At 65.8% G+C, this 18,174-nt stretch carries 18 protein-coding genes; 6 read left to right on the top strand and 12 right to left on the bottom strand.

Annotated features, from left to right (window positions below):
• Nucleotides 1-10: 10 nt before the first annotated feature.
• From C442_RS07645 to C442_RS07635, 3 genes are all read right to left on the bottom strand, one after another.
• The gene (locus C442_RS07645; RefSeq protein ID WP_049942891.1) at nucleotides 11-1,381 is read right to left on the bottom strand and encodes an ABC transporter substrate-binding protein; all 1,371 of its coding nucleotides are present in this window, start codon (nucleotides 1,379-1,381) and stop codon (nucleotides 11-13) included.
• 188 nt (nucleotides 1,382-1,569) lie between these two features.
• Nucleotides 1,570-2,181, bottom strand: a complete 612-nt coding sequence (gene sod / locus C442_RS07640) for a superoxide dismutase (protein WP_008309249.1) — start codon at nucleotides 2,179-2,181, stop codon at nucleotides 1,570-1,572.
• A gap of 182 nt (nucleotides 2,182-2,363) precedes the next feature.
• Nucleotides 2,364-3,761, bottom strand: coding sequence for a cryptochrome/photolyase family protein (locus C442_RS07635; protein ID WP_008309248.1), 1,398 nt, complete (start codon nucleotides 3,759-3,761; stop codon nucleotides 2,364-2,366).
• Nucleotides 3,762-3,804: 43 nt separating this feature from the next.
• On the opposite strand from C442_RS07635, the gene C442_RS07630 reads away from it, so the two are divergent.
• The gene (locus C442_RS07630; RefSeq protein ID WP_008309247.1) at nucleotides 3,805-4,662 is read left to right on the top strand and encodes an enoyl-CoA hydratase/isomerase family protein; all 858 of its coding nucleotides are present in this window, start codon (nucleotides 3,805-3,807) and stop codon (nucleotides 4,660-4,662) included.
• 149 nt (nucleotides 4,663-4,811) lie between these two features.
• Nucleotides 4,812-5,330 (top strand): Lrp/AsnC family transcriptional regulator, encoded by a 519-nt coding sequence (locus C442_RS07625; protein ID WP_008309246.1) that lies wholly within the window; start codon nucleotides 4,812-4,814, stop codon nucleotides 5,328-5,330.
• An 80-nt stretch (nucleotides 5,331-5,410) separates the two neighbouring features.
• Here the strand turns inward: C442_RS07625 and C442_RS07620 are convergent, their stop codons facing one another.
• Together C442_RS07620 and C442_RS07615 are read right to left on the bottom strand one after the other, a co-directional pair.
• On the bottom strand, nucleotides 5,411-5,692 hold the full coding sequence (locus C442_RS07620) for a UPF0058 family protein (protein WP_004517945.1): 282 nt from the start codon (nucleotides 5,690-5,692) through the stop codon (nucleotides 5,411-5,413).
• A gap of 71 nt (nucleotides 5,693-5,763) precedes the next feature.
• Complete coding sequence (locus tag C442_RS07615; protein ID WP_004517946.1) at nucleotides 5,764-5,979, bottom strand: ribbon-helix-helix domain-containing protein; 216 nt, start codon at nucleotides 5,977-5,979, stop codon at nucleotides 5,764-5,766.
• A gap of 267 nt (nucleotides 5,980-6,246) precedes the next feature.
• On the opposite strand from C442_RS07615, the gene C442_RS07610 reads away from it, so the two are divergent.
• Together C442_RS07610 and menD are read left to right on the top strand one after the other, a co-directional pair.
• Entirely contained in the window at nucleotides 6,247-7,584 is a 1,338-nt protein-coding gene (locus C442_RS07610; protein ID WP_008309243.1) for an isochorismate synthase, read from the top strand.
• Nucleotides 7,581-9,359, top strand: coding sequence for a 2-succinyl-5-enolpyruvyl-6-hydroxy-3-cyclohexene-1-carboxylic-acid synthase (menD, locus tag C442_RS07605; protein WP_008309242.1), 1,779 nt, complete (start codon nucleotides 7,581-7,583; stop codon nucleotides 9,357-9,359). Before C442_RS07610 ends, menD begins: the two co-directional genes overlap by 4 nt.
• A 4-nt stretch (nucleotides 9,360-9,363) precedes the next feature.
• Here the strand turns inward: menD and C442_RS07600 are convergent, their stop codons facing one another.
• Together C442_RS07600 and C442_RS07595 are read right to left on the bottom strand one after the other, a co-directional pair.
• Nucleotides 9,364-10,311: a J domain-containing protein gene (locus C442_RS07600; RefSeq protein WP_008309240.1), complete on the bottom strand. Its 948-nt coding sequence runs from the start codon at nucleotides 10,309-10,311 to the stop codon at nucleotides 9,364-9,366.
• 58 nt (nucleotides 10,312-10,369) lie between these two features.
• Nucleotides 10,370-10,678, bottom strand: a complete 309-nt coding sequence (locus C442_RS07595) for a hypothetical protein (RefSeq protein WP_049942890.1) — start codon at nucleotides 10,676-10,678, stop codon at nucleotides 10,370-10,372.
• A 95-nt stretch (nucleotides 10,679-10,773) separates the two neighbouring features.
• Between C442_RS07595 and C442_RS07590 the strand changes: the two genes are divergently transcribed.
• Nucleotides 10,774-11,733, top strand: coding sequence for a 1,4-dihydroxy-2-naphthoyl-CoA synthase (locus tag C442_RS07590; protein ID WP_008309237.1), 960 nt, complete (start codon nucleotides 10,774-10,776; stop codon nucleotides 11,731-11,733).
• A gap of 21 nt (nucleotides 11,734-11,754) precedes the next feature.
• Here the strand turns inward: C442_RS07590 and C442_RS07585 are convergent, their stop codons facing one another.
• From C442_RS07585 to C442_RS07565, 5 genes are all read right to left on the bottom strand, one after another.
• Nucleotides 11,755-12,105, bottom strand: a complete 351-nt coding sequence (locus C442_RS07585; protein ID WP_004517952.1) for a helix-turn-helix transcriptional regulator — start codon at nucleotides 12,103-12,105, stop codon at nucleotides 11,755-11,757.
• 27 nt (nucleotides 12,106-12,132) lie between these two features.
• Nucleotides 12,133-12,870, bottom strand: a complete 738-nt coding sequence (locus C442_RS07580) for an NRDE family protein (RefSeq protein WP_008309234.1) — start codon at nucleotides 12,868-12,870, stop codon at nucleotides 12,133-12,135.
• A 51-nt stretch (nucleotides 12,871-12,921) separates the two neighbouring features.
• Nucleotides 12,922-14,415, bottom strand: coding sequence for an AMP-binding protein (locus C442_RS07575; RefSeq protein ID WP_008309232.1), 1,494 nt, complete (start codon nucleotides 14,413-14,415; stop codon nucleotides 12,922-12,924).
• A complete protein-coding gene (locus C442_RS07570; protein WP_008309230.1) occupies nucleotides 14,408-15,454 on the bottom strand; it encodes a mandelate racemase/muconate lactonizing enzyme family protein in 1,047 nt (348 codons plus the stop codon). The genes C442_RS07575 and C442_RS07570 overlap by 8 nt, the downstream gene beginning before the upstream one ends.
• A complete protein-coding gene (locus tag C442_RS07565) occupies nucleotides 15,451-16,410 on the bottom strand; it encodes a 1,4-dihydroxy-2-naphthoate polyprenyltransferase (RefSeq protein ID WP_008309228.1) in 960 nt (319 codons plus the stop codon). The genes C442_RS07570 and C442_RS07565 overlap by 4 nt, the downstream gene beginning before the upstream one ends.
• A 135-nt stretch (nucleotides 16,411-16,545) precedes the next feature.
• On the opposite strand from C442_RS07565, the gene C442_RS07560 reads away from it, so the two are divergent.
• On the top strand, nucleotides 16,546-18,165 hold the full coding sequence (locus tag C442_RS07560; protein WP_008309226.1) for a long-chain-fatty-acid--CoA ligase: 1,620 nt from the start codon (nucleotides 16,546-16,548) through the stop codon (nucleotides 18,163-18,165).
• The last annotated feature ends 9 nt before the right edge of the window (nucleotides 18,166-18,174 follow it).

Below are 18,174 nucleotides of genomic sequence, written 5' to 3'. Positions count from 1 at the left end.
GACAGACCCGTTATTGGTTCATCGCGCTGTTGATTTCAGACGTGTAGGAGGACTGCTGTTGCTCGAAGCCGACCTGGTTCACGATGGTCCCGCCTTCCGCTTCGAACGCGCCGGCGAACGCCTCCTGTAGCGCCTGGCCGTAGCTGTTGTTCACGTACAGCGTCGATGCGGTCTCGGCACCGAGTTCGTCCACGCCGACTTGCGCCAGAACCTGCCCCTGCAGCGCGTCGCTGGGCGGGGTGCGGAACATGTAATCGTTGTCTTCGAGGTCGGTAATCGTCGGCGACGTGGACGCAGGCGAACAGCCGACGACGCCGCTGTCGACGAGCACGTTTCTGGCGACCTGTATCGACGTCTCGGAGCTGGCCGCTCCGGTGATCGACGGATACCCCTCGCTGACGAGGGAGTTGGCCGCGTCGATGCCCGCCTGTGCCTGGGTCTGGGTGTCACCGACCTGGTAATCGAACTCGAAGTCGACCTCGCCTTCGAGTTGCAGGGCCGGGAGGATCGCCCCGTCGCGGATCGGCCTGCCGAGCGGCCCGAGATCGCCGGTCTCAGGCATCAGCACACCGAACCGGACCGTTCGTCCGGGGTCGCTGCCAGAGCCGTTCGGTTCCGGTTGCGGGATGTCGTCGCCCGCGCTGAAGTCGACGGTGTTGAGCGTATCGACGCCCCCACCGTCCTGAAAGCCGAAGACCTGGTACTGCGCCGAGGCCATGTCCCCGTTTTCGTCGAAGTCGACTGCACTCGAAGCCCCCTCGTACTGAATGTTCTCGCCCGCGGCGGCCGCTTCGACGGCCGCTGGCAGTTCGGAGGGGCCGTACGTGTCGCCGCCCGGATTGGCGACGACACGCATATGATCTCGGACGGCCTGTCCGTCGTTTTCCCCGGCCAGCAGGTTGGCGAGAATCTGGACCGCTGTCGCGTCGTAGGCCTGTGACGTGAACACGCCGGCCTCGTCGTAGTCGAACTCGGAGGTGAACTGCTCCGTGAACGTATCGACGCCGGGCCCGGCCGCTGACGGGGCTGTGCCGCGGACGTTCGACATATCGTCGCCGACGTTACTCGGCAGTTCGCCGTCCTGCAGTCCGTCGGTGACGAGGATGTCGGCGGCGTCGTCGCCGTAGTCGGCGTAGAAGTCCTTGAACAGTTGCACACCGCTCTGGGGATAGCCGACGACCATCAACACGTCCGGCGATTCCGGGCCGCTGTCGCCACCCGAGTCGGTCCCGGTACCGGTCATCCCACCATCGCCGCCGTCTCCGCCGTCTCCGCCGTCAGTCTGTTCGGTTGAACAGCCTGCCAACCCACCAAGCAGACCCACGGTGCCTATCGCCCCAGTGCGCTTCATGAACGCTCGCCGATTGGTATCGCGACTCATACCACTTACCACTGATTCACATCTTATAAAACTATATCCTCCCGTAACCTTGCTGTTCCGTAGTCTGCTCCAGTCACGCCGATATTTTTTGTTGTCGGCGTTAGATATTAACGCCGGAGAAACCGCTATCGGCCCAGACGTCGCTCGGACTCTCAGCACATCCGCGAAAAAACGTCGAGTGTCGCCCCTTATTCGACGCGGCCGACGACCTTGTCGTACTCTTCAGCGGCCTTGTCCCAGTCGACAACCTCGAAGAAGGCGTCGATGAAGTCGCCGCGAGCGGGGCCGTAGTCGTAGTAGTAGGAGTGCTCCCAGACGTCGAGCGCGAGGATTGGATGGGAGCCCCAGAGCGCGCCCTGGTCGTGCTTGTCGACCGGCACGTTGCGCAGTTGCTTGGCAACGGGGTCGTACACGAGCAGCGCCCAGCCGCCGGCGGCTGATGCGGCGGCTTCGAACTCGCCCTTCCAGCCTTCGTAAGAGCCGAAGTCCTCCTCGATGCGGTCGAGGAGCTCGCCTTCCGGCTCACCGCCGCCGTTGGGGTCCATGTTCTCCCAGAACAGCGTGTGGAGATAGTGCCCACAGCCGTTGTGGGTGACGTTGCCCATGGCAGCCGCGCTCGAACCGAAGTCACCGGATTCGCGGTTCTCTGCGAGCGTCTCCTCGGCCGATTCGAGGCCGTTTACGTACCCCTGGTGGTGGGTGTCGTGGTGCCAGGTGAGCACCTGTTCGGAGATGTGTGGCTCCAGTGCGTCGTAGTCGTACGGGAGCGGTGGCAGTTCGGGATTGGAATGTTCGGGCATATGAAAACGCCTCCATCACTATCTGTCGCGCGGCTGCCTGTTAAACGTTTAGGAGCCATTTGGTAGCACTGTACACGGACAGCGGGACGGAACCGTAACTGTCCGTTGTTGCACCGCCACATATCGGCTCCGCCGCGGGTGTAAGTGTTCAGGAGAGTCCAGCACAGCAGAATGTTCCCATCCTAGTCGTCACCCCTGGCCCGCTCGAACATCGAGAGGGCCTGTTCGCGGCGCTTGCTGTGGTCGACAACGGGGTCAGGATACTCCGGGGCGGCGTTGCGCCGCTGGGTGAGCGAGCAGTCGTTCCAGTCGTGGATTACTTCGGGCGCGGCGTCCCGCAGTTCCGGGACGTACTCCTTGATGTACTCGGCGTCCGGGTCGTAGTCTTCGCCCTGCGTCATCGGATTGAAGATGCGGAAGTAGGGCTGAGCGTCGGTCCCCGTGGAGGCCGCCCACTGCCAGCCGCCGTTGTCGTTGGCCGTGTCGTGGTCGACCAGTTTCTCCCGGAACCACTCGTAGCCGTGGCGCCAGTCGACGAGCAGGTCCTTCGTGAGGAAAGAGGCGACGATCATCCGGACGCGGTTGTGCATGTACGCCTCCTCGCGGAGCTGTCTCATTCCGGCGTCGACGATGGGATAGCCCGTCTCGCCGTCCTTCCAGGCCTGCAACAGCTCCTCGTCGTTTTCCCACTCGATAGGGTTCTCGTAGGACTTGTAGTTCGAGCTGACGACGTGCGGATGGGCAAACAGCACCTGTGTGTAGAACTCCCGCCAGGCTAGCTGGGACTGGAACTCCCGGACGGACTCCCGTCGGTCACCGCCAGTCCCCTCTTTGGCGTCCTCGGTGCGGTCGTACACTTCGCGGATGCCGATGGTCCCGAACTTCAGATGAGCCGAGAGCCGCGAGGTGCACTCGTCGGCCGGGAAGTCCCGGCGCTCCTCGTACTCGTAGACGTTCTCGTCGAGGAAATCATCGAGCAGGGCGCGTGCTTCGTCGGTCCCCGCTGCGGGCACGTCCGCCTCTGGCTCATCGAAGCCGAGGTCGGCCAGCGTCGGGAGCGCGTCGCCGTCGACATCAGCCAGTTCGTCGGCTGACGGGGGTTCGTAGGGGGCCGTCTTCTCGCGGTCGTGCCACTTCCGGCCGAAGTAAGTGAAGACGCTGTAGGGGTCGCCGTCGTTCGTCGTGATCTCGCCCGGTTCGTGCAACACGGCGTTCTGGACCGCTTCGCGAGCAACGTCCGCGTCGTCGAGCGCTTGCCGGACCACTGCGTCGCGCTCCCGAGCGAGTCCGGAGTAGTCTTTGCCCCAGGTGACCGTGTCGACGCCGTATTCGACCGCCAGGTCCGGGATGACGGCGGTCGGGTCCCCGCGGGCGACGACGAGGTCACTGCCGCGGTCGCGGTACCACTCGCGCAAGCTGTCGAGAGCGTCCAGCATGAACGCGACCCGGGGCGGGCCGGCGTGGTCGAGAACGGCCCTGTCGAAGACGAACACCGGGACAACGGGGTCGGACGGGGTCGCCGCGGCGAGGCCGGCGTTGTCCGTCGCCCGGAGGTCACGGCGATGCCAGTGCAGGCGCATACCTAGTACACGGACTAGCCCGGGCAAAAGGTACTGCCCAACGATGTTGGTCTGGCAGGCGCTGACGGACACCACTGTTATCTTTCCGCCGGTCGAGAGCCACCACATGGAAGATGCGACAGTGACGCTGTCTGTCGACGACGGGATTGCCACAGTGACGCTGAACCAGCCGGAGTCGCGAAACGCTCTGTCGGCGGAGTTGGCCGAAGCACTCACTGCCCGGTTCGAATCGGTGACCGACAGCGACGCCCGGTGTGTCGTGCTGGAGGGCGCGGGCCCGGCGTTCTGTGCCGGCGGGGACATCAATGCAATGCTACAGGGAGTGAAGCACGACCGACCGCCGGCCACACAGGTCGAACTGGTGGTCTCGTCACTCCACGAAGCGATCCGGACCGTCCACAGCTGTCCCCTCCCGGTCGTCGCGAAAATCGACGGCCCCGCCTTCGGTGCCGGTGCGGGACTCGCGCTGGCCTGTGATATACAGGTTGCGAGCACTGCCGGCCAGATCGGCTTCGGCTTCCGCCAGGTCGGACTGGCGAGTGACTCCGGCGTCTCCTATTTCCTTCCGCGAATCGTCGGCCCGAACAAGGCCAAGGAACTGCTGTTCACCGGCGAACTGCTGGACGCCGAGGCGGCCGGGGAACTCGGGCTGTTCACCCGGGTGTTCGACACGGAGACGTTCGAATCGGAGTTTTCGGAACTCGTCGCCGACATCGCCGCTGGACCGACGGTCGCGCTCGGCCACGCCAAGCGGTTAGTCAACCGGAGTCTGGACAGTTCGCTGGAGCAGGCACTCGAAAACGAAGCCACCGCACAGGGCGTCGCTTTCACGACCGACGACCACGAGGAGGGCGCAACCGCGTTCGTCGAGAAACGTGACCCGGAGTTCACGGGTCAGTAAACTGATTACTGTGACCAGCGTCAGGACTGGTCCACCCAGCCACCACCGGAGAGACAGATGCCAGCTACGATCCATCTCACACCGGACCGAGCATCGACCGGAACCACGACTACCCGCTCTTTCTCCCACAAGTGGAGGGCGACTGTAGCATGACCGACGACCCCCCGGACTGGGAGTTCAGCGAGCGGGACATGTACATTCTGCGCGAACTCTCGGCGGACCCACAGCGGTCGTCCCGCGAGCTTGCGGACTTGCTGGAGTCCGAATACGGCATCGACGTGTCCCATGTAACGGTCAGCGAATCGATCCGGGAGATGCGCGCCGCGGGCGTCTTCCGGGAGACAATCGTCCCGAACGAGGAACTGTTCAATTTCGCGCTGTTCGAGTTCAAGTTCAACCCCGAGCATTTCGCCGACTCTTGGCACGACGCGATGGTCGCTATCCGGGACGACCGGCACACGCTGTTTTACTTCCTCTCCGACGGCGAGTATCAGTGGAAGTCAGTGATGATGTTCCCGAGTCGGACGGCCGAATCCCGCTGGATACACGACTTCTACAAGGACCACGGCGACGTGATTCAGAACATCCGGAACTCAGTCGTCCACAACGTCCTGAAATTCAAGACGGACCCGGAGCTGTTTACCGAACTCGACGGAGAGCGGTCGTAACCAAGGGGGAGAGCGATCGTAACCAAGGGAAGGCAGATCGACATAAAGACGAGAGAGACTGCGACTCGATAGCGTCGTGCTTACAGTTTCCGCTCGGCGTCTTCGGCCAGTTCCTTCATTCGCTTGCTGACCCGGCCCGCATCCGAGAACTCGTCTTCGCTCATCGCCGTCGCCAGGGAGTTCCCGAGCACGAACACGGCGTGTTTGTGCTCGCTTTTCGACTTGTGGACATCCGATGGCCGCACGTCGAGTTCCTGATAGGCGTCGAAGAGGTCCGGGTCGACCGAGTCCATGTCGTCGCGGAAGTACTCCATGATCGTCACCATCTGCTCGTGTAGCTCGAGAAGCTCGTCTTTGTGCATAGCTACAGTATGCGGTGGCACGTCCATAAGAATTGCTTGAGAAGGGATACCAGACGCTCACGCCCGTATTTTCAGAAGACGTACTCGTCGTCGTGGCCCATCATGCCGTCTTCTTCGAACCCTGGCTCCTCGTCTTCGTCCTGTGGTCCGGAGGTTTTGTACGCCTTGAGCCCGGTCGACAGGAGGTCCTCGATGGCTTCCTCGCGGTTGAGGAACTCGCCTTTCTCGACGAGCTGCGCGATCTGCATCTCCAGGTGTTCCGGGATATTGATCTCTACCTTAGGCATCGCAACATAGGGGGCTTCGACTATGCCCTATTTAAACCTGACGGGGGTGTGTTCGCAGATTGCAGAATTACAATTGTAGAACCGTGAGAGGAAATTCGTAAACTCGGAGATTAATTTCCGCGAATCTGAACCAATAGCCGGCAGAGTACGTGGCGGGCCAGAACGGCGTGAAATCGACAGTTCCACCGTGTCCCTCTGATTGATTCCGACTACGCAGAATCGAGCGTATAGTTAGGCTCAAAGGTGCGCAATCCTAAGGCATTGCTGATGGAACCACTGCGTGGTGACGAGACGACGGTTGGTGAGACAACGGTCGTCGCACGCGGGTGTCGCCTCGACGATGCACCGGTTCGGGCGGTACTCGAAACGGACGCTCGCCCCCGGTTCTTCTGGGCGGCCGGTACAGAGTCAATCGCGGCCCGCGGGAGCGCGGCGACTGTGACTGCCGACGGGCAGTCGCGGTTCGACGACGTGCGGACAGCGCTCGAGGCGCTGTTCGCTGACTGCTCAGTTCCCGACGACCTCCCGAGCGCCGCCCGACCGCGAGCGTTCGGTGGGTTCGCTTTTCACAACGGAACGCACGAGGAGGCGGACTCTCCCTGGGACGGGTTCCCCAGTGCGGCGTTTTTCCTCCCCGAGATACAGGTAACCAAGAAAGACGACGACGCCTGGCTCACAACGGTCGCGACAGGTCCCGAGGCCGCGACCGAAGCGGAGACGCTGCTTGAGGAGTGGCGCGACCGACTGGTCGCAGACTCCGAGAGCGAGCCGGGAATCCCACCGGGGATCTCACACCGGGAGCGCACGCCGACACAGGACGGCTGGCGCGAGCAGGTGGCGGCCGCCGTCGCGAGCGTCGACCGCGGCGACCTGCAGAAGGTCGTGCTCGCCCAGAGCCTCAGCGCCACGTTGGACACGGAGCTCTCGGTCCCGGACGTGATGGCGCGGCTGTCTCGAACCTACCCGGACTGCTACCGGTTCATGCTGTCGCCGGACGCCGGCGGCACCTTCTTCGGGGCCACGCCGGAGCGGCTGGTGTCGGTCCGCGGGCGAACCGTCCGGACAGAAGCGCTCGCCGGCTCGACGGGCCGGGGCGACACACCTGCCGAGGACGAGTGGCTCGCCGCCGAACTCCTCGACAGCGAGAAGGACCGTCACGAACAGAAGCTCGTCGCCGACGCGATACGAGACCAGCTGGAACCGTTCGCCTCGACAGTCCGTATCGGCGACCGGACCATCCGCCGGCTCGCCACGGTCCAGCACCTCCGGACGTCGATAACGGCCGAACTCGACGACGACGAGCACGTCCTCTCGCTAGTCGAAGCGCTTCACCCGACACCGGCTGTCGGCGGGCTGCCGCCGGACGCGGCGCTGCGAACTATCCGCGAGACGGAGGCGTTCGACCGCGGCTGGTACGCCGCCCCGATTGGCTGGGTCGACGCCGCCGGCAACGGCACCTTCGCCGTCGGCATCCGCTCGGCCGTCGCCACGGAGCGCGAGGCGACCCTCTTTGCGGGCGCGGGCATCGTCGCGGACAGCGACCCCGACCGCGAGTGGGACGAGGTCCAGCTCAAATACCGGCCGATACTCGACGAACTAGAATGACTGCCCCGAACGTCAACACGCTGTGGGCGGAGACGCTCGTTTCCGAACTCGCCGAGGGTGGCGTCGACGCGGTGTGTCTCTCGCCCGGCAGTCGCTCGACGCCGCTGACGGTGGCATTCGCCGAGCACCCCGACATCGACGTGTTCTCCCACCTCGACGAGCGCTCGGCGGCCTTCTTCGCGCTGGGACGCGCGCGCCGGACCGGCGAGCCGACGCCGCTGGTCTGTACTTCCGGGACCGCCGCGGCGAACTACCACCCGGCGGTCATCGAGGCGAACCAGTCGGGCGTCCCGCTGCTCTTGCTGACGGCGGACCGGCCGCCCGAGCTCATCGACAGCGGAGCAAACCAGACTGTCGACCAGGAGAAGCTGTACGGCGACGCCGTCCGCTGGTATCGGGATATGCCCGAACCCGAGGCCGAGCCACGGAAGGTGCGGATGCTGCGGACCACCGCGGCCCGCGCGCTCGCGGAGAGTACCGGAGCCGACCCGGGACCGGTCCACCTGAACTGTCGGTTCCGGAAGCCCCTGGAGCCGACGCCGATACCCGAGGAGGACCCGGCGGGCGTTTCGGCCGACTGGGCGGACGGCGACGACGCGGCCGAAACCGGACGCGACGGACCGTTCGTCACGACGAGCGGGGGCGTCGCCACTCCGGACGAGCGGACGGTGCGCCGCGTGCGAGACGCGCTCCGGGCCGCCGAACGGGGACTCATCGTCGCCGGGCCCGCCGATGACGGGCTCAGTACCGCATCGCTGGAACGACTGGCGTCAGCTACCGGCTTCCCCGTCCTCGCGGACCCGCTCTCTGACCTTCGGTTCGGCCCGCACGTCGACCGCCTCGACGTGCCGGTCTGTGGCGGCTACGACGGCTATCTCGGCAGCGACGGCGTCGACGAGTGGAGCGACCCCGATGTCGTCGTCCGCTTCGGCGCGTCGCCGACCTCAAAGCCGCTGCGTCACTACCTCCGGGACGCCGACTGCCAACAGTTCCTCGTTGACCCGGCCGGCGGCTGGTCGGAGGCCGAGTTCACGGCGACGGACCTGCTCGTTGCCGACCCCGACGCCACCGCGGATGCGCTCGCGGCAGGGTCGCTGGGTAGCGTTGCGGCGTCGTGGCGCGAACAGTTCGCCAGGGCGGAACAGACCCACTGGGACGCCGTGAGCGAAACCGCCGCGGAGACCTACTGGGAAGGCGGCGTCCTCTCTGACGTGGCCGCGCTGGCCCCAGACCCGGCCACGCTGTTCGTCTCCAACAGCATGCCGATACGGGACATGGACCGCTTTGGCCGCCCCCGTGACGCCGACCTGACCGTGCTGGGCAACCGCGGGGCCAGCGGTATCGACGGCATCACGTCGACGGCGCTCGGGGCCGGGAGCGCGACGGCGGACCCGCTCGTCCTCGTCACCGGCGACCTGGCGTACTACCACGACATGAACGGCCTGCTCGCGCTCGGTCGCTGTGCGGTGGACGCGACGGTCGTCCTCATAAACAACGACGGCGGCGGCATCTTCCACATGCTCCCAATCGAGGACCACCCAACCTTCGAGGACCAGTTCCGGACGCCACACGGCCTCGATTTCGAGCCGACGGAGGCGCTCTACTCGCTGGAGTTCGAACGGGTGGCTGACCGCCGGCAGTTCCGCGAGCGGTTCGCCGAGTCAGTCCGGGCCGACGGGACGCAGGTCATCGAGGTCCAGTTTGACGCGGACGACAGCCACGCGGTCAGAGACCGGCTTGCCGAACAGGTCGCCGAGAGCATCGCTGGCGACTGATCTTTCAGAGCCGTAACACGGACGCTGTCAGCAGCGACAGTCCGAACGGAAGCCACGTCCCTGACAGCGCGAGCGCCCCAATGAGCGAGAACGCGCTGATGTTCAGCGTGACCAGCAGCACCGTCGTCGTCAGACTCCAGCTCCCGAACACCATGATCGCGATAGTGGGTTCGGACTGGAGGTAGCCCACCATGAAGAGGGTACAGACCCCGATTGTCAGGTTGACCCACAGCGGGAACGCCGGGAGCAGCGCGCTGAACAGCATCACCGGATAGAGCGCGAAGATGATAGCAAACAGCGTCAGCCCCCGGCCGGTCGGCATTTCGAGGAGCGGCCCGCGCGAGAGTGTGTCGGTCTGGCGGACGGAGTACGCGGACGACGAACTCCAGGTGGCACCGCTGCCGGCATTGTCGCTGAAGCCGCTGGTCGCGGTAGTCTCGGAGCGCCGGGCCGACTCTGCGTTCGACGCAGTCGCCGTCCCGCTGGCCCCATCTGTCGACTGCTCGTCGTTCGACGACGCCTCTGCAGCAGCGGTCGAGCGTCCGTCCTCGGCGACGCGGTCCCTGGCGGCCCGTTCGCGTTGTGCTCGCTCTCGGGCGTTCGTCCGAGCTGTACTGCGGTCAGTGCTCGCTTCGGCCCGGTCGCCAGCCGACGCAGACCCGTCATAGCCCGCACGCCGTGCCGCTTCGGCCGCGTCACTGCCGCTGCCCTCCGCTATGTTGCTCTCGCCCGCGACGTAGGCGTCGTGACCCACCCGGTCGTACCGCGCCCGCTCGTCCTCGTCGGTGAGCACGTCGCGGGCTTCGATGAGCCGCTGTGTCGCCTCGCCGGCGTCGGCCGCGTCGCTCACGTCGGGATGGGTCTCCTTCAGCCGCTCCCGGTACGCCGCTTCGATAGCCGCCGTCGACGCGTCGGTCGGAACGCCCAGTACCTCGTAGAACGTCTCCGTCATGCCGGATATAGCACCTGTAGGGGAGTGACCGGTACCAACTGCCAGCTACCGCATTCAATCACTCGTTCTCGACGCCCCCTTCTGGCTCTGTGCCGCGTTCGTACGACTCCGACGGCTGCTGATAGTCTCCAGCGGGTCCAGTGGACTCCTGCTCCCGGGCGCGAACCGAAGCGAGCTGTTCCAGCGCCGTGGCAATTCGTTCGAGCGTGAAGATGAACCGCACGACCAGATACAGGAGCCATGGGACCACGGCCACGATCAGCCCGAGCAGAATCTGCTGGACGATGATGAGACTGTACAGGACAACAACGATGGAGAGGCCCGCGAGTATCCCCATCATTGCTTTCTTATTCGATGTGGAGGGCATCGCTAGTCGGTTCAGGTGCGCGACACCAAAGGGTTTCCTCCGCTATGGTAGCACGTACGAGGAATCTTTTTGCGAGGGCCGTCCCGAGCCACGGTATGGTCTCTGAAATATTCGACCCGGAGCGGTGGGCGGCCGTCGACCGGTTCGACTTCGCCGACATCACCTATCACCGCTCGACCGACACGGGCGCGGTGCGTCTCGCCTTCGACCGGCCGGAGAAGCGCAACGCCTTCCGGCCGGAGACAGTCGACGAACTCGCGACGGCGCTGGACCACGCCAAGCGCCAGACCGACGTTGGCTGTGTCCTCCTGACCGGGAACGGCCCCTCGCCGAAGGACGGCGGCTGGGCCTTCTGTTCCGGCGGAGACCAGAGCATCAGGGGCGAAAGTGGGTACGAGTACAGCGAGTCGCCACGCGACTCGAACACGACGAGCGGGGAGCAAAGCGACCCGCGAGACACAGAAGCCAGCGACGGTGTGGAAGACGACGCGCCAGAGAACGTCGGCCGGCTCCACATTCTCGAAGTCCAGCGCCAGATCCGCCACATCCCGAAACCCGTCGTCGCCGTCGTCCCGGGATGGGCCGTCGGCGGCGGCCACTCGCTGCACGTCGTTTGTGACCTCACGCTCGCCAGCGAGGAGCACGCGAAATTCCTCCAGACGGACCCCGACGTGGGGAGTTTCGACGGCGGCTTCGGCTCGGCGTATCTCGCGCGACAGGTGGGCCAGAAGAAGGCCCGGGAAGTGTTCTTCCTCGGCAAGACCTACGACGCCGAAGAGGCCGCCGACATGGGGATGGTCAACGACGTGGTGGCCCACGAGGACCTGGAAGACACCGCTATCGAGTGGGCCGAGCGAATGAACGAGAAGTCACCGACGGCGATGCGGATGCTGAAATACGCGTTCAATCTCGACTCCGACGGGATGGTCGGCCAGCAGGTGTTCGCCGGCGAGGCGACGCGGCTGGCGTACATGACCGACGAGGCCCAGGAGGGTCGGGACGCGTTCAACGAAGGGCGCAAGCCGGACTTCGACGACGTGCCGTGGCACTACTGACTCACGCCGCGGGACTGTCGGTCAGTCCTCGTAGGCGAGGGTCATGACCCACTGCGAGAAGGTGTCGTCGTGGGGGTCCACCTCTTCGTCGCCGATGAACGGCGAGAGCTGGTCACCGGCCATCAGAAGCGAGAAGTCGAGGTCGCGGGCCGCGGGCGTCAGGTAGTACGTGTTGTGCCCCTCGTACACCGTCTCCTCACGCTGGATGAGGTCCTTCTCGAACAGGGACTCGACGATGCGACTCCCCTTCCGTGAGGAGACGTCGAGTTCCTTCCAGAAGTCGCTCTGGTGGATGCCACCGGACTCCCGAATCAGTTCGAGCCCGGCCCGCTCGCCGTCAGAAAGGTCCGCCTCCGACGCTGCTGAACTCATGTATTGTGTACACCGTGAGACGGCCGCTTAAATCTGACCTTCGACCGGGCGGTAGGGCGTCCGGCACGGTGGCCCATCTGCGTACTGATACTCCCTGTCGGCACCCAGCGTGATGAGCGACGACGACCGCGTGCCGAACCCGTTGCCGTGGACGCAGACGCCGTACTCGTGGTCGCTGATGGTGTCGCCCGCGCGGTCCATCCACTCGTCGGCGGATTCACCGGGCTCCGGAACCAGCGCCTCGCGCAGCCGCGTCGCGTTGTTCGCCTGCTCCTCGCCGGCGTCGGGACGGTGGGCCGGAATCCGGTAGTCGCCGTCCGCGCCGACGTTGACGACGACGTGAACGCCGGGCTGGAAGTTCCGGACCGCGAGTTGGCCGTCCCATTCCAGCAGGACGGCGGCGTTCTCGTCGGCCAGCAGGAGGTTGAAACCGTCGTACTCGGCGTCTCTGGTCGCCTGTTCGACGGCGCGGGCAGCGGACTCAGCGCTCTCGTGGCTCAGCGCGTCCCGGACGAGGAGCCCGCGCGAGCGGTCGCCAGCTAGATCGGCGTCGACCCAGCGATTGGTCACCGCTGCCAGCAGCCCCTGCTCGTTGTAGCCGATCCACGTCCCGTCGGCCTCTTCGTCGGCCGGCGCGACGACGCGACTGCCCCAGTGACGCTGCTGTGGCGGCTGCGACGGCCTTTCAAGCCGCTCGTCGCGGTTCGCCGCGACCGCGACCGGCGTGTCGTCAAAGACCTGCCACGCGAGGACGATTGTACACACAGGACTGCATACACTGCGGACGTAGAAAACCGCTTGGCTCGGCGTCCCGAACTACTGGGTTGAGTCGCCAGATTCGCCATCTTCATAAAGCCGCGACCGAACCGCAGACCGGTCGACAGTCCCCGAGGCCGTCCGCGGGAGCGCGTCAGCGATCTGAACCGTCTTCGGGACTTCGTACGGCGCGAGTCGCTCGGCGCAGTGGTCGCGAACCGCCGCGGGCGAGATGTCCCCGACGACCAGCGCGGCGACGCGCTGGCCCCATTCCTCGTCGGAGAGCCCCACGACGGCCGCTTCGGCAACTGCTGAATGGTCGCGAATCGCCGCGGCGACCGTGCTCGCGTCGACGTTCTCCCCGCCGGTCACGATCTGGTCGTCGACACGACCCTCGACCCAGAGATGGCCGTCCGCGTCCCGGTAGCCGATGTCGCCGGTCCGGAACCCGTGGTCGCTGAACGAGCCGCCGTCGCCGTTCAGGTAGCCCGGTGTCACCGTCGGCCCGTCGACGACGATTTCTCCTCGCTCGCCGGGGCCGCACGGTTCGCCATCAGCGACGACCGTCACGTCGGTGAACACGAGGGGCTGGCCGACGGTGCCGCTGTGCTCGAACGCCGTCTCGGGTCGCGCCGTCGCTATCTGCGAGGCGGTTTCGGTCATCCCGTAGGTCGGACAAACCGGGAGGCTCCGTTCCTGACAGCGCTCGATGAGTGATTCGCTGGCCGGCCCGCCGCCGAGCAGGACGAAGCGAAGCGAGGCCGGCGGTTCCCAGCCCGCCTCAAGCAGCCGTGACAGCATCGTCGGCACCAGCGAGACGCCCGTCACTGACCGGTCGGCGATGACCTGCTGTGTCGCCTCGGCGTCGAAGGAGCGCTGAACGACGACGGCGGTGCCGTACAGCGCGCTTCGGACGAACGGGGCCAGCCCGCCCATGTGGTAGGTCGGCAGGCAAACCAGCCAGCGGTCAGCAGGCAGGACGCCGAGGCGGTACGAGGACGCGACAGCGCTGGCGACGAGGTTCCCGACGGTCAGTCGAACGCCCTTCGGCTCGCTGGTGGTTCCCGAAGTAAAGATGACGAGCTGTGTGTCCGTCCGGGAGAGATCCGCAGGTGTCATGCGGGCAGATATGTCCGCAGGCTCGTGGTCTGTCGCCGCCGCCCCAGACAAGCCTTCGTCGACGGAGACGACCGGACAATCGGCTGTTTCGGCCGCCAGCGAAGCAGTACCGTCCCCGCAAACCAGCAGGTCAGCGTCAACCGTCGAGAGCTGGCTTCGGAGCGTCTCCGCGTCGAGTTCGACGTTTAGCGGCGCGAGCGTCGCGCCCAGTCGCATCGTCGCGAACAGGACCGTCCCGACCGCTGGCTGGGTCGGCAAGAGNGGGGCGTCGATCCGCCGGTCGAGTTCGGCAGCCACCGCATCGATATCGGCGTCGAGTTCCCGGTAGGTGACCGCGTTCCCGGAGTCCGCCGCGACCATCGCCGTCCGGTCGGGCGTGGTGTCGGCGCGATGGGTGACGAGGTCCTTCGTCGGCCAATCGATCGGGTCATGCATCCGTTTCCACCTCCGCCGGGTCCAGGCCGATGCCGGTCTCTTGGGGGACCGACATCGTCCCGTCGGTTACTGTCGTCGGGTCCACTGCGAGGTCGGCAGCGAGTCGGTCCCCGGTCGCCAGGCCACAGGCCCCGACGTCGGGAATCGCGGCAGCGACGTGCAGCGCCGCGAGGCGGGCGACGACGGCATCGATGGTCGTCGTGACGACCGGTTCGATGCCCTGCTCGCGGGCCCGGAGCGCCAGCGTGTGGGCGTTGCCGGGGCCGCCGAGCACCATCGGTTTCAGTATCAGCACGTCGGCCGCGTCGGCGTCGAGCACGCTGTCGACCCGGCGGTCGGCGAGCGACTCGTCGAGCGCGACGCCGACGCCGTTGCCCCGGAGCGAAGCGTGCCCGGCGAGGTCGTCGGCCGGGAGCGGCTGCTCGACGTAAGCCACGTTCAGCGGCGCGAGGCGGTCGAAGGCGTTCTCGGCCTGGTCGCGGGACCACGCACCGTTGGCGTCGGCGCGAAGCGTCACGTCGTCGTCCACCCGCTCGCGGACGGTCCGAACGCGCGCGACGTCCTCGTCGACGGTGCGCTTCCCGACTTTGAGCTTACAGCAGTCGTAGCCGGCTTCGACAGCCTGCTCGACGGCGTCGGCTGTCTCGGCCGGTGACCCGTCGCCGACCGTCGCGTTGACGGGAACCCGGTCACATCGCCTGTCAGAATCGAACCACTGGTACAGCGGCACGCCGTCGGCCCTGGCGTCGGCGTCCAGCAGCGCGGTCGCAAAGCCGTGCCGGGCGGCGGGGACGGACGCGGCGTCGAGCGAGAGGAGAATGTCGGTGTGGCCGCCGTCGATTGCAACCGTGGCCGCGTCGTCGAGCCCGCGCCGGCAGTCGTCGAGCGACTCCGTCCAGCCTGGGAGCGGCGTGGCTTCGCCGACGCCCGTTTCGCCGCGGTGGTTGTAGCGGACGACGAACCCTGAACGCTGGCTGATAGTCTCGCGGGCGGTGGCGAGCGGACTCGAGAGCGGGAGCGAGAACGGGTCGACCTTCATAGTAGCTGTGGGACAGCGAGTCCCAGCGCGAACAGAACGGAGTGGACGAACAGCGTCTGCCCGACCCGTTCGAGCGTCGGATTCAATGCGTCGCCGCCGGTCTGTGTGAGGACTGTCTTCGAAATAATCGCCGCCAGTGGTAGCGTCAGCAGGGGGGCCAGTGCCGGCAGGCCGTACTGGCTGTCGAGGGCGAACACGACCGGGACGACGTAGGCCATCCCGACCATCAGGAGGAACTCGACGCGGCTCCACCCGTAGCCCAGATAGACGGCCAGCGTCTTCTTGCCGGCGGCGCGGTCCGTCTCCCGGTCGCGGATGTTGTTGACGACGAGAATCGCGGTCGACAGGCCGGCCGCCGGGAGACTCGCTGTAATGGCGGCGGCAGTGACCGACCCCGGCGGTAGCGTCATCGGGAACGTGCCGACGCCGCTTGCGCTCGCAACGGCCTGCACGTAGTAGGTCCCGGTAACAGCGACAAGGCCGAAGTAGACGAACACGAACAGGTCGCCCAGGCCGCGGTAGCCGTAGGGGAACGGACCGCCGGTGTAGAGAATCCCGGCGGCGATACCCGAAAGGCCGACGACGACGATGGGCAGACCGCCGACGGCGACGAGATAGATACCGATGACGACTGCGAGCCCGTAGGTCGCGATCATCGCTCGTTTGACCTCGTCAGCGTCGATGAGGCCGCCAGCCGTCACGCGGGTGAACCCCTCGCGCTCGTCGGTGTCGGCCCCTTTCACCGCGTCGTAGTAGTCGTTCGCGAAGTTCGTTCCCACCTGGATGAGCAGCGCGCCCACCAGCGCTGTGACTGCCGGCAATGGAGCGAAGACGCCGGCGTGGACTGCCAGCCCCATCCCGACGATGACCGGCGCGGCCCCGGCAGGCAGTGTCTGTGGCCGCGCGGCCATCACCCACGCCTGCCGCTTCGAGACGTCCGCCGTCGCTGTACTCATTGGTGAAATCTGGGGACGCTATCCCCAAAGCGACTGTGGTTCGACCGATACCCAAAATATGACCCGTTCGCGTGACAGCAAGATCAGGGGTGTATCACAACCACTTTATCATGATTAACCATACGATAGCCTGAGATGCATAAGCCACTGCTGACCACGGATTTTCTCGACCGGGCGCGGGAATACTACGGCGACAAAGAGGCTGTCGTCGCCACGACCGGTGAGCGGTTCACGTACGACGAGTTCGGCGAGCGAGCTGACGGGTTCTCGGCGGCGATGGCTGCCCGTGGCATCGAGAAGGGGGACCGGGTGGCCGTGCTGGACCCGAACACGCATTACCAGCTCGAAGCGGCCTACGGGACCATGCAACTGGGCGCGGTCCACACGCCGCTGAACTACCGGCTCGTGCCGGACGATTTCGAATATATCCTCTCGGACGCCGAGGTCGACGCCGTCTACGCGGACTACGAGTACGCGGATAAAATCGAGCCGATCCGCGACGAGGTTCCCACTGACATCTTCGTGACCAACGACACGGACGCCGTCGACGGCGACTGGGAGTCCTTCGACGAGATCATCGAGGAGGCGGGAACCGACTACGAGCGCCCCGAGATGGACGAGGACGACCTCATCACCATCAACTACACGTCCGGAACCACCGGCGACCCGAAGGGCGTCTGCCGGACCCACCGGACCGAGACGCTCCATGCCTACATCGTCGCGCTCCACCAGGAGATCTCGGACGACGACGTCTACCTCTGGACGCTGCCGATGTTCCACGTCAACGGCTGGGGCCACATCTTCTCGGTCACCGGCATGGGCGCGAAACACGTCTGCACTCGCGGCGTTGACGCCGAGGGCATCTTCGACGCCGTCAGGACCGAAGACGTCTCCTATCTCTGTGGCGCGCCGACGGTACTGAACATCCTTGCGGACCGCTACGAGGACCACGACGGGGAGATCGAGACGACCGGTGCCAACGACGTGCGCATCGCGACGGCCGGCAGCGCGCCGCCGGAGGCCGTCATCCGAACCGTCGAGGACGACTTCGGCTGGTATCTGAAACACGTCTACGGCGCGACCGAAACCGGCCCGCTCGTCACGACCTCCGACGCTCGCCGCTTCTTCGAGGACGGCAGCGACGCCCGCTTCAGCGTCAAGAAGCGCCAGGGCATCGGCTACCTCGGGACGGATGTCCGGGTCGTCGACGAGGACGGCAACGATGTGCCACACGACGACGAGACGCTGGGGGAGGTCGTCGTCCGCGGCAATCAGGTAATGGACCGCTACTGGAACAAGCCCGAACAGACGGAGGAGGCCTTCTCCGACCGCGTCGAGGGCTACTATCACATGGGCGACCTGGCGACAGTCGACGAGGACGGGATGATCGCCATCCGCGACCGCAAGAAGGACATCATCATCTCAGGCGGCGAGAACATCTCCAGCATCGAACTGGAGGACACGCTCTACGAACACGACGCCGTCAGCGACGTCGCGGTCATCCCCGCGCCGAGCGACGAGTGGGGCGAGACGCCGAAGGCCTTCGTCGTCCCGAACTCCGGTGACCCCGACAACCCGGGCGTGACGGCCGAGGACCTCCGGAACTTCACCCGAGAAGAACTGGCGACCTACAAAGTCGTCCGCCGCGTGGAGTTCGTCGAGCAACTGCCCACGACGGCGACTGGGAAGGTCCAGAAGTACGAACTCCGCGAACAGGAGTGGGAAGACGAGGACGAGATGGTCGGTCAGGGATAGAAGCAGCCA

This window comes from Haloarcula amylolytica JCM 13557 (assembly GCF_000336615.1).
GTDB classification, from domain to species: domain Archaea; phylum Halobacteriota; class Halobacteria; order Halobacteriales; family Haloarculaceae; genus Haloarcula; species Haloarcula amylolytica.
This window is presented reverse-complemented; position numbering and strand designations above follow the sequence as displayed.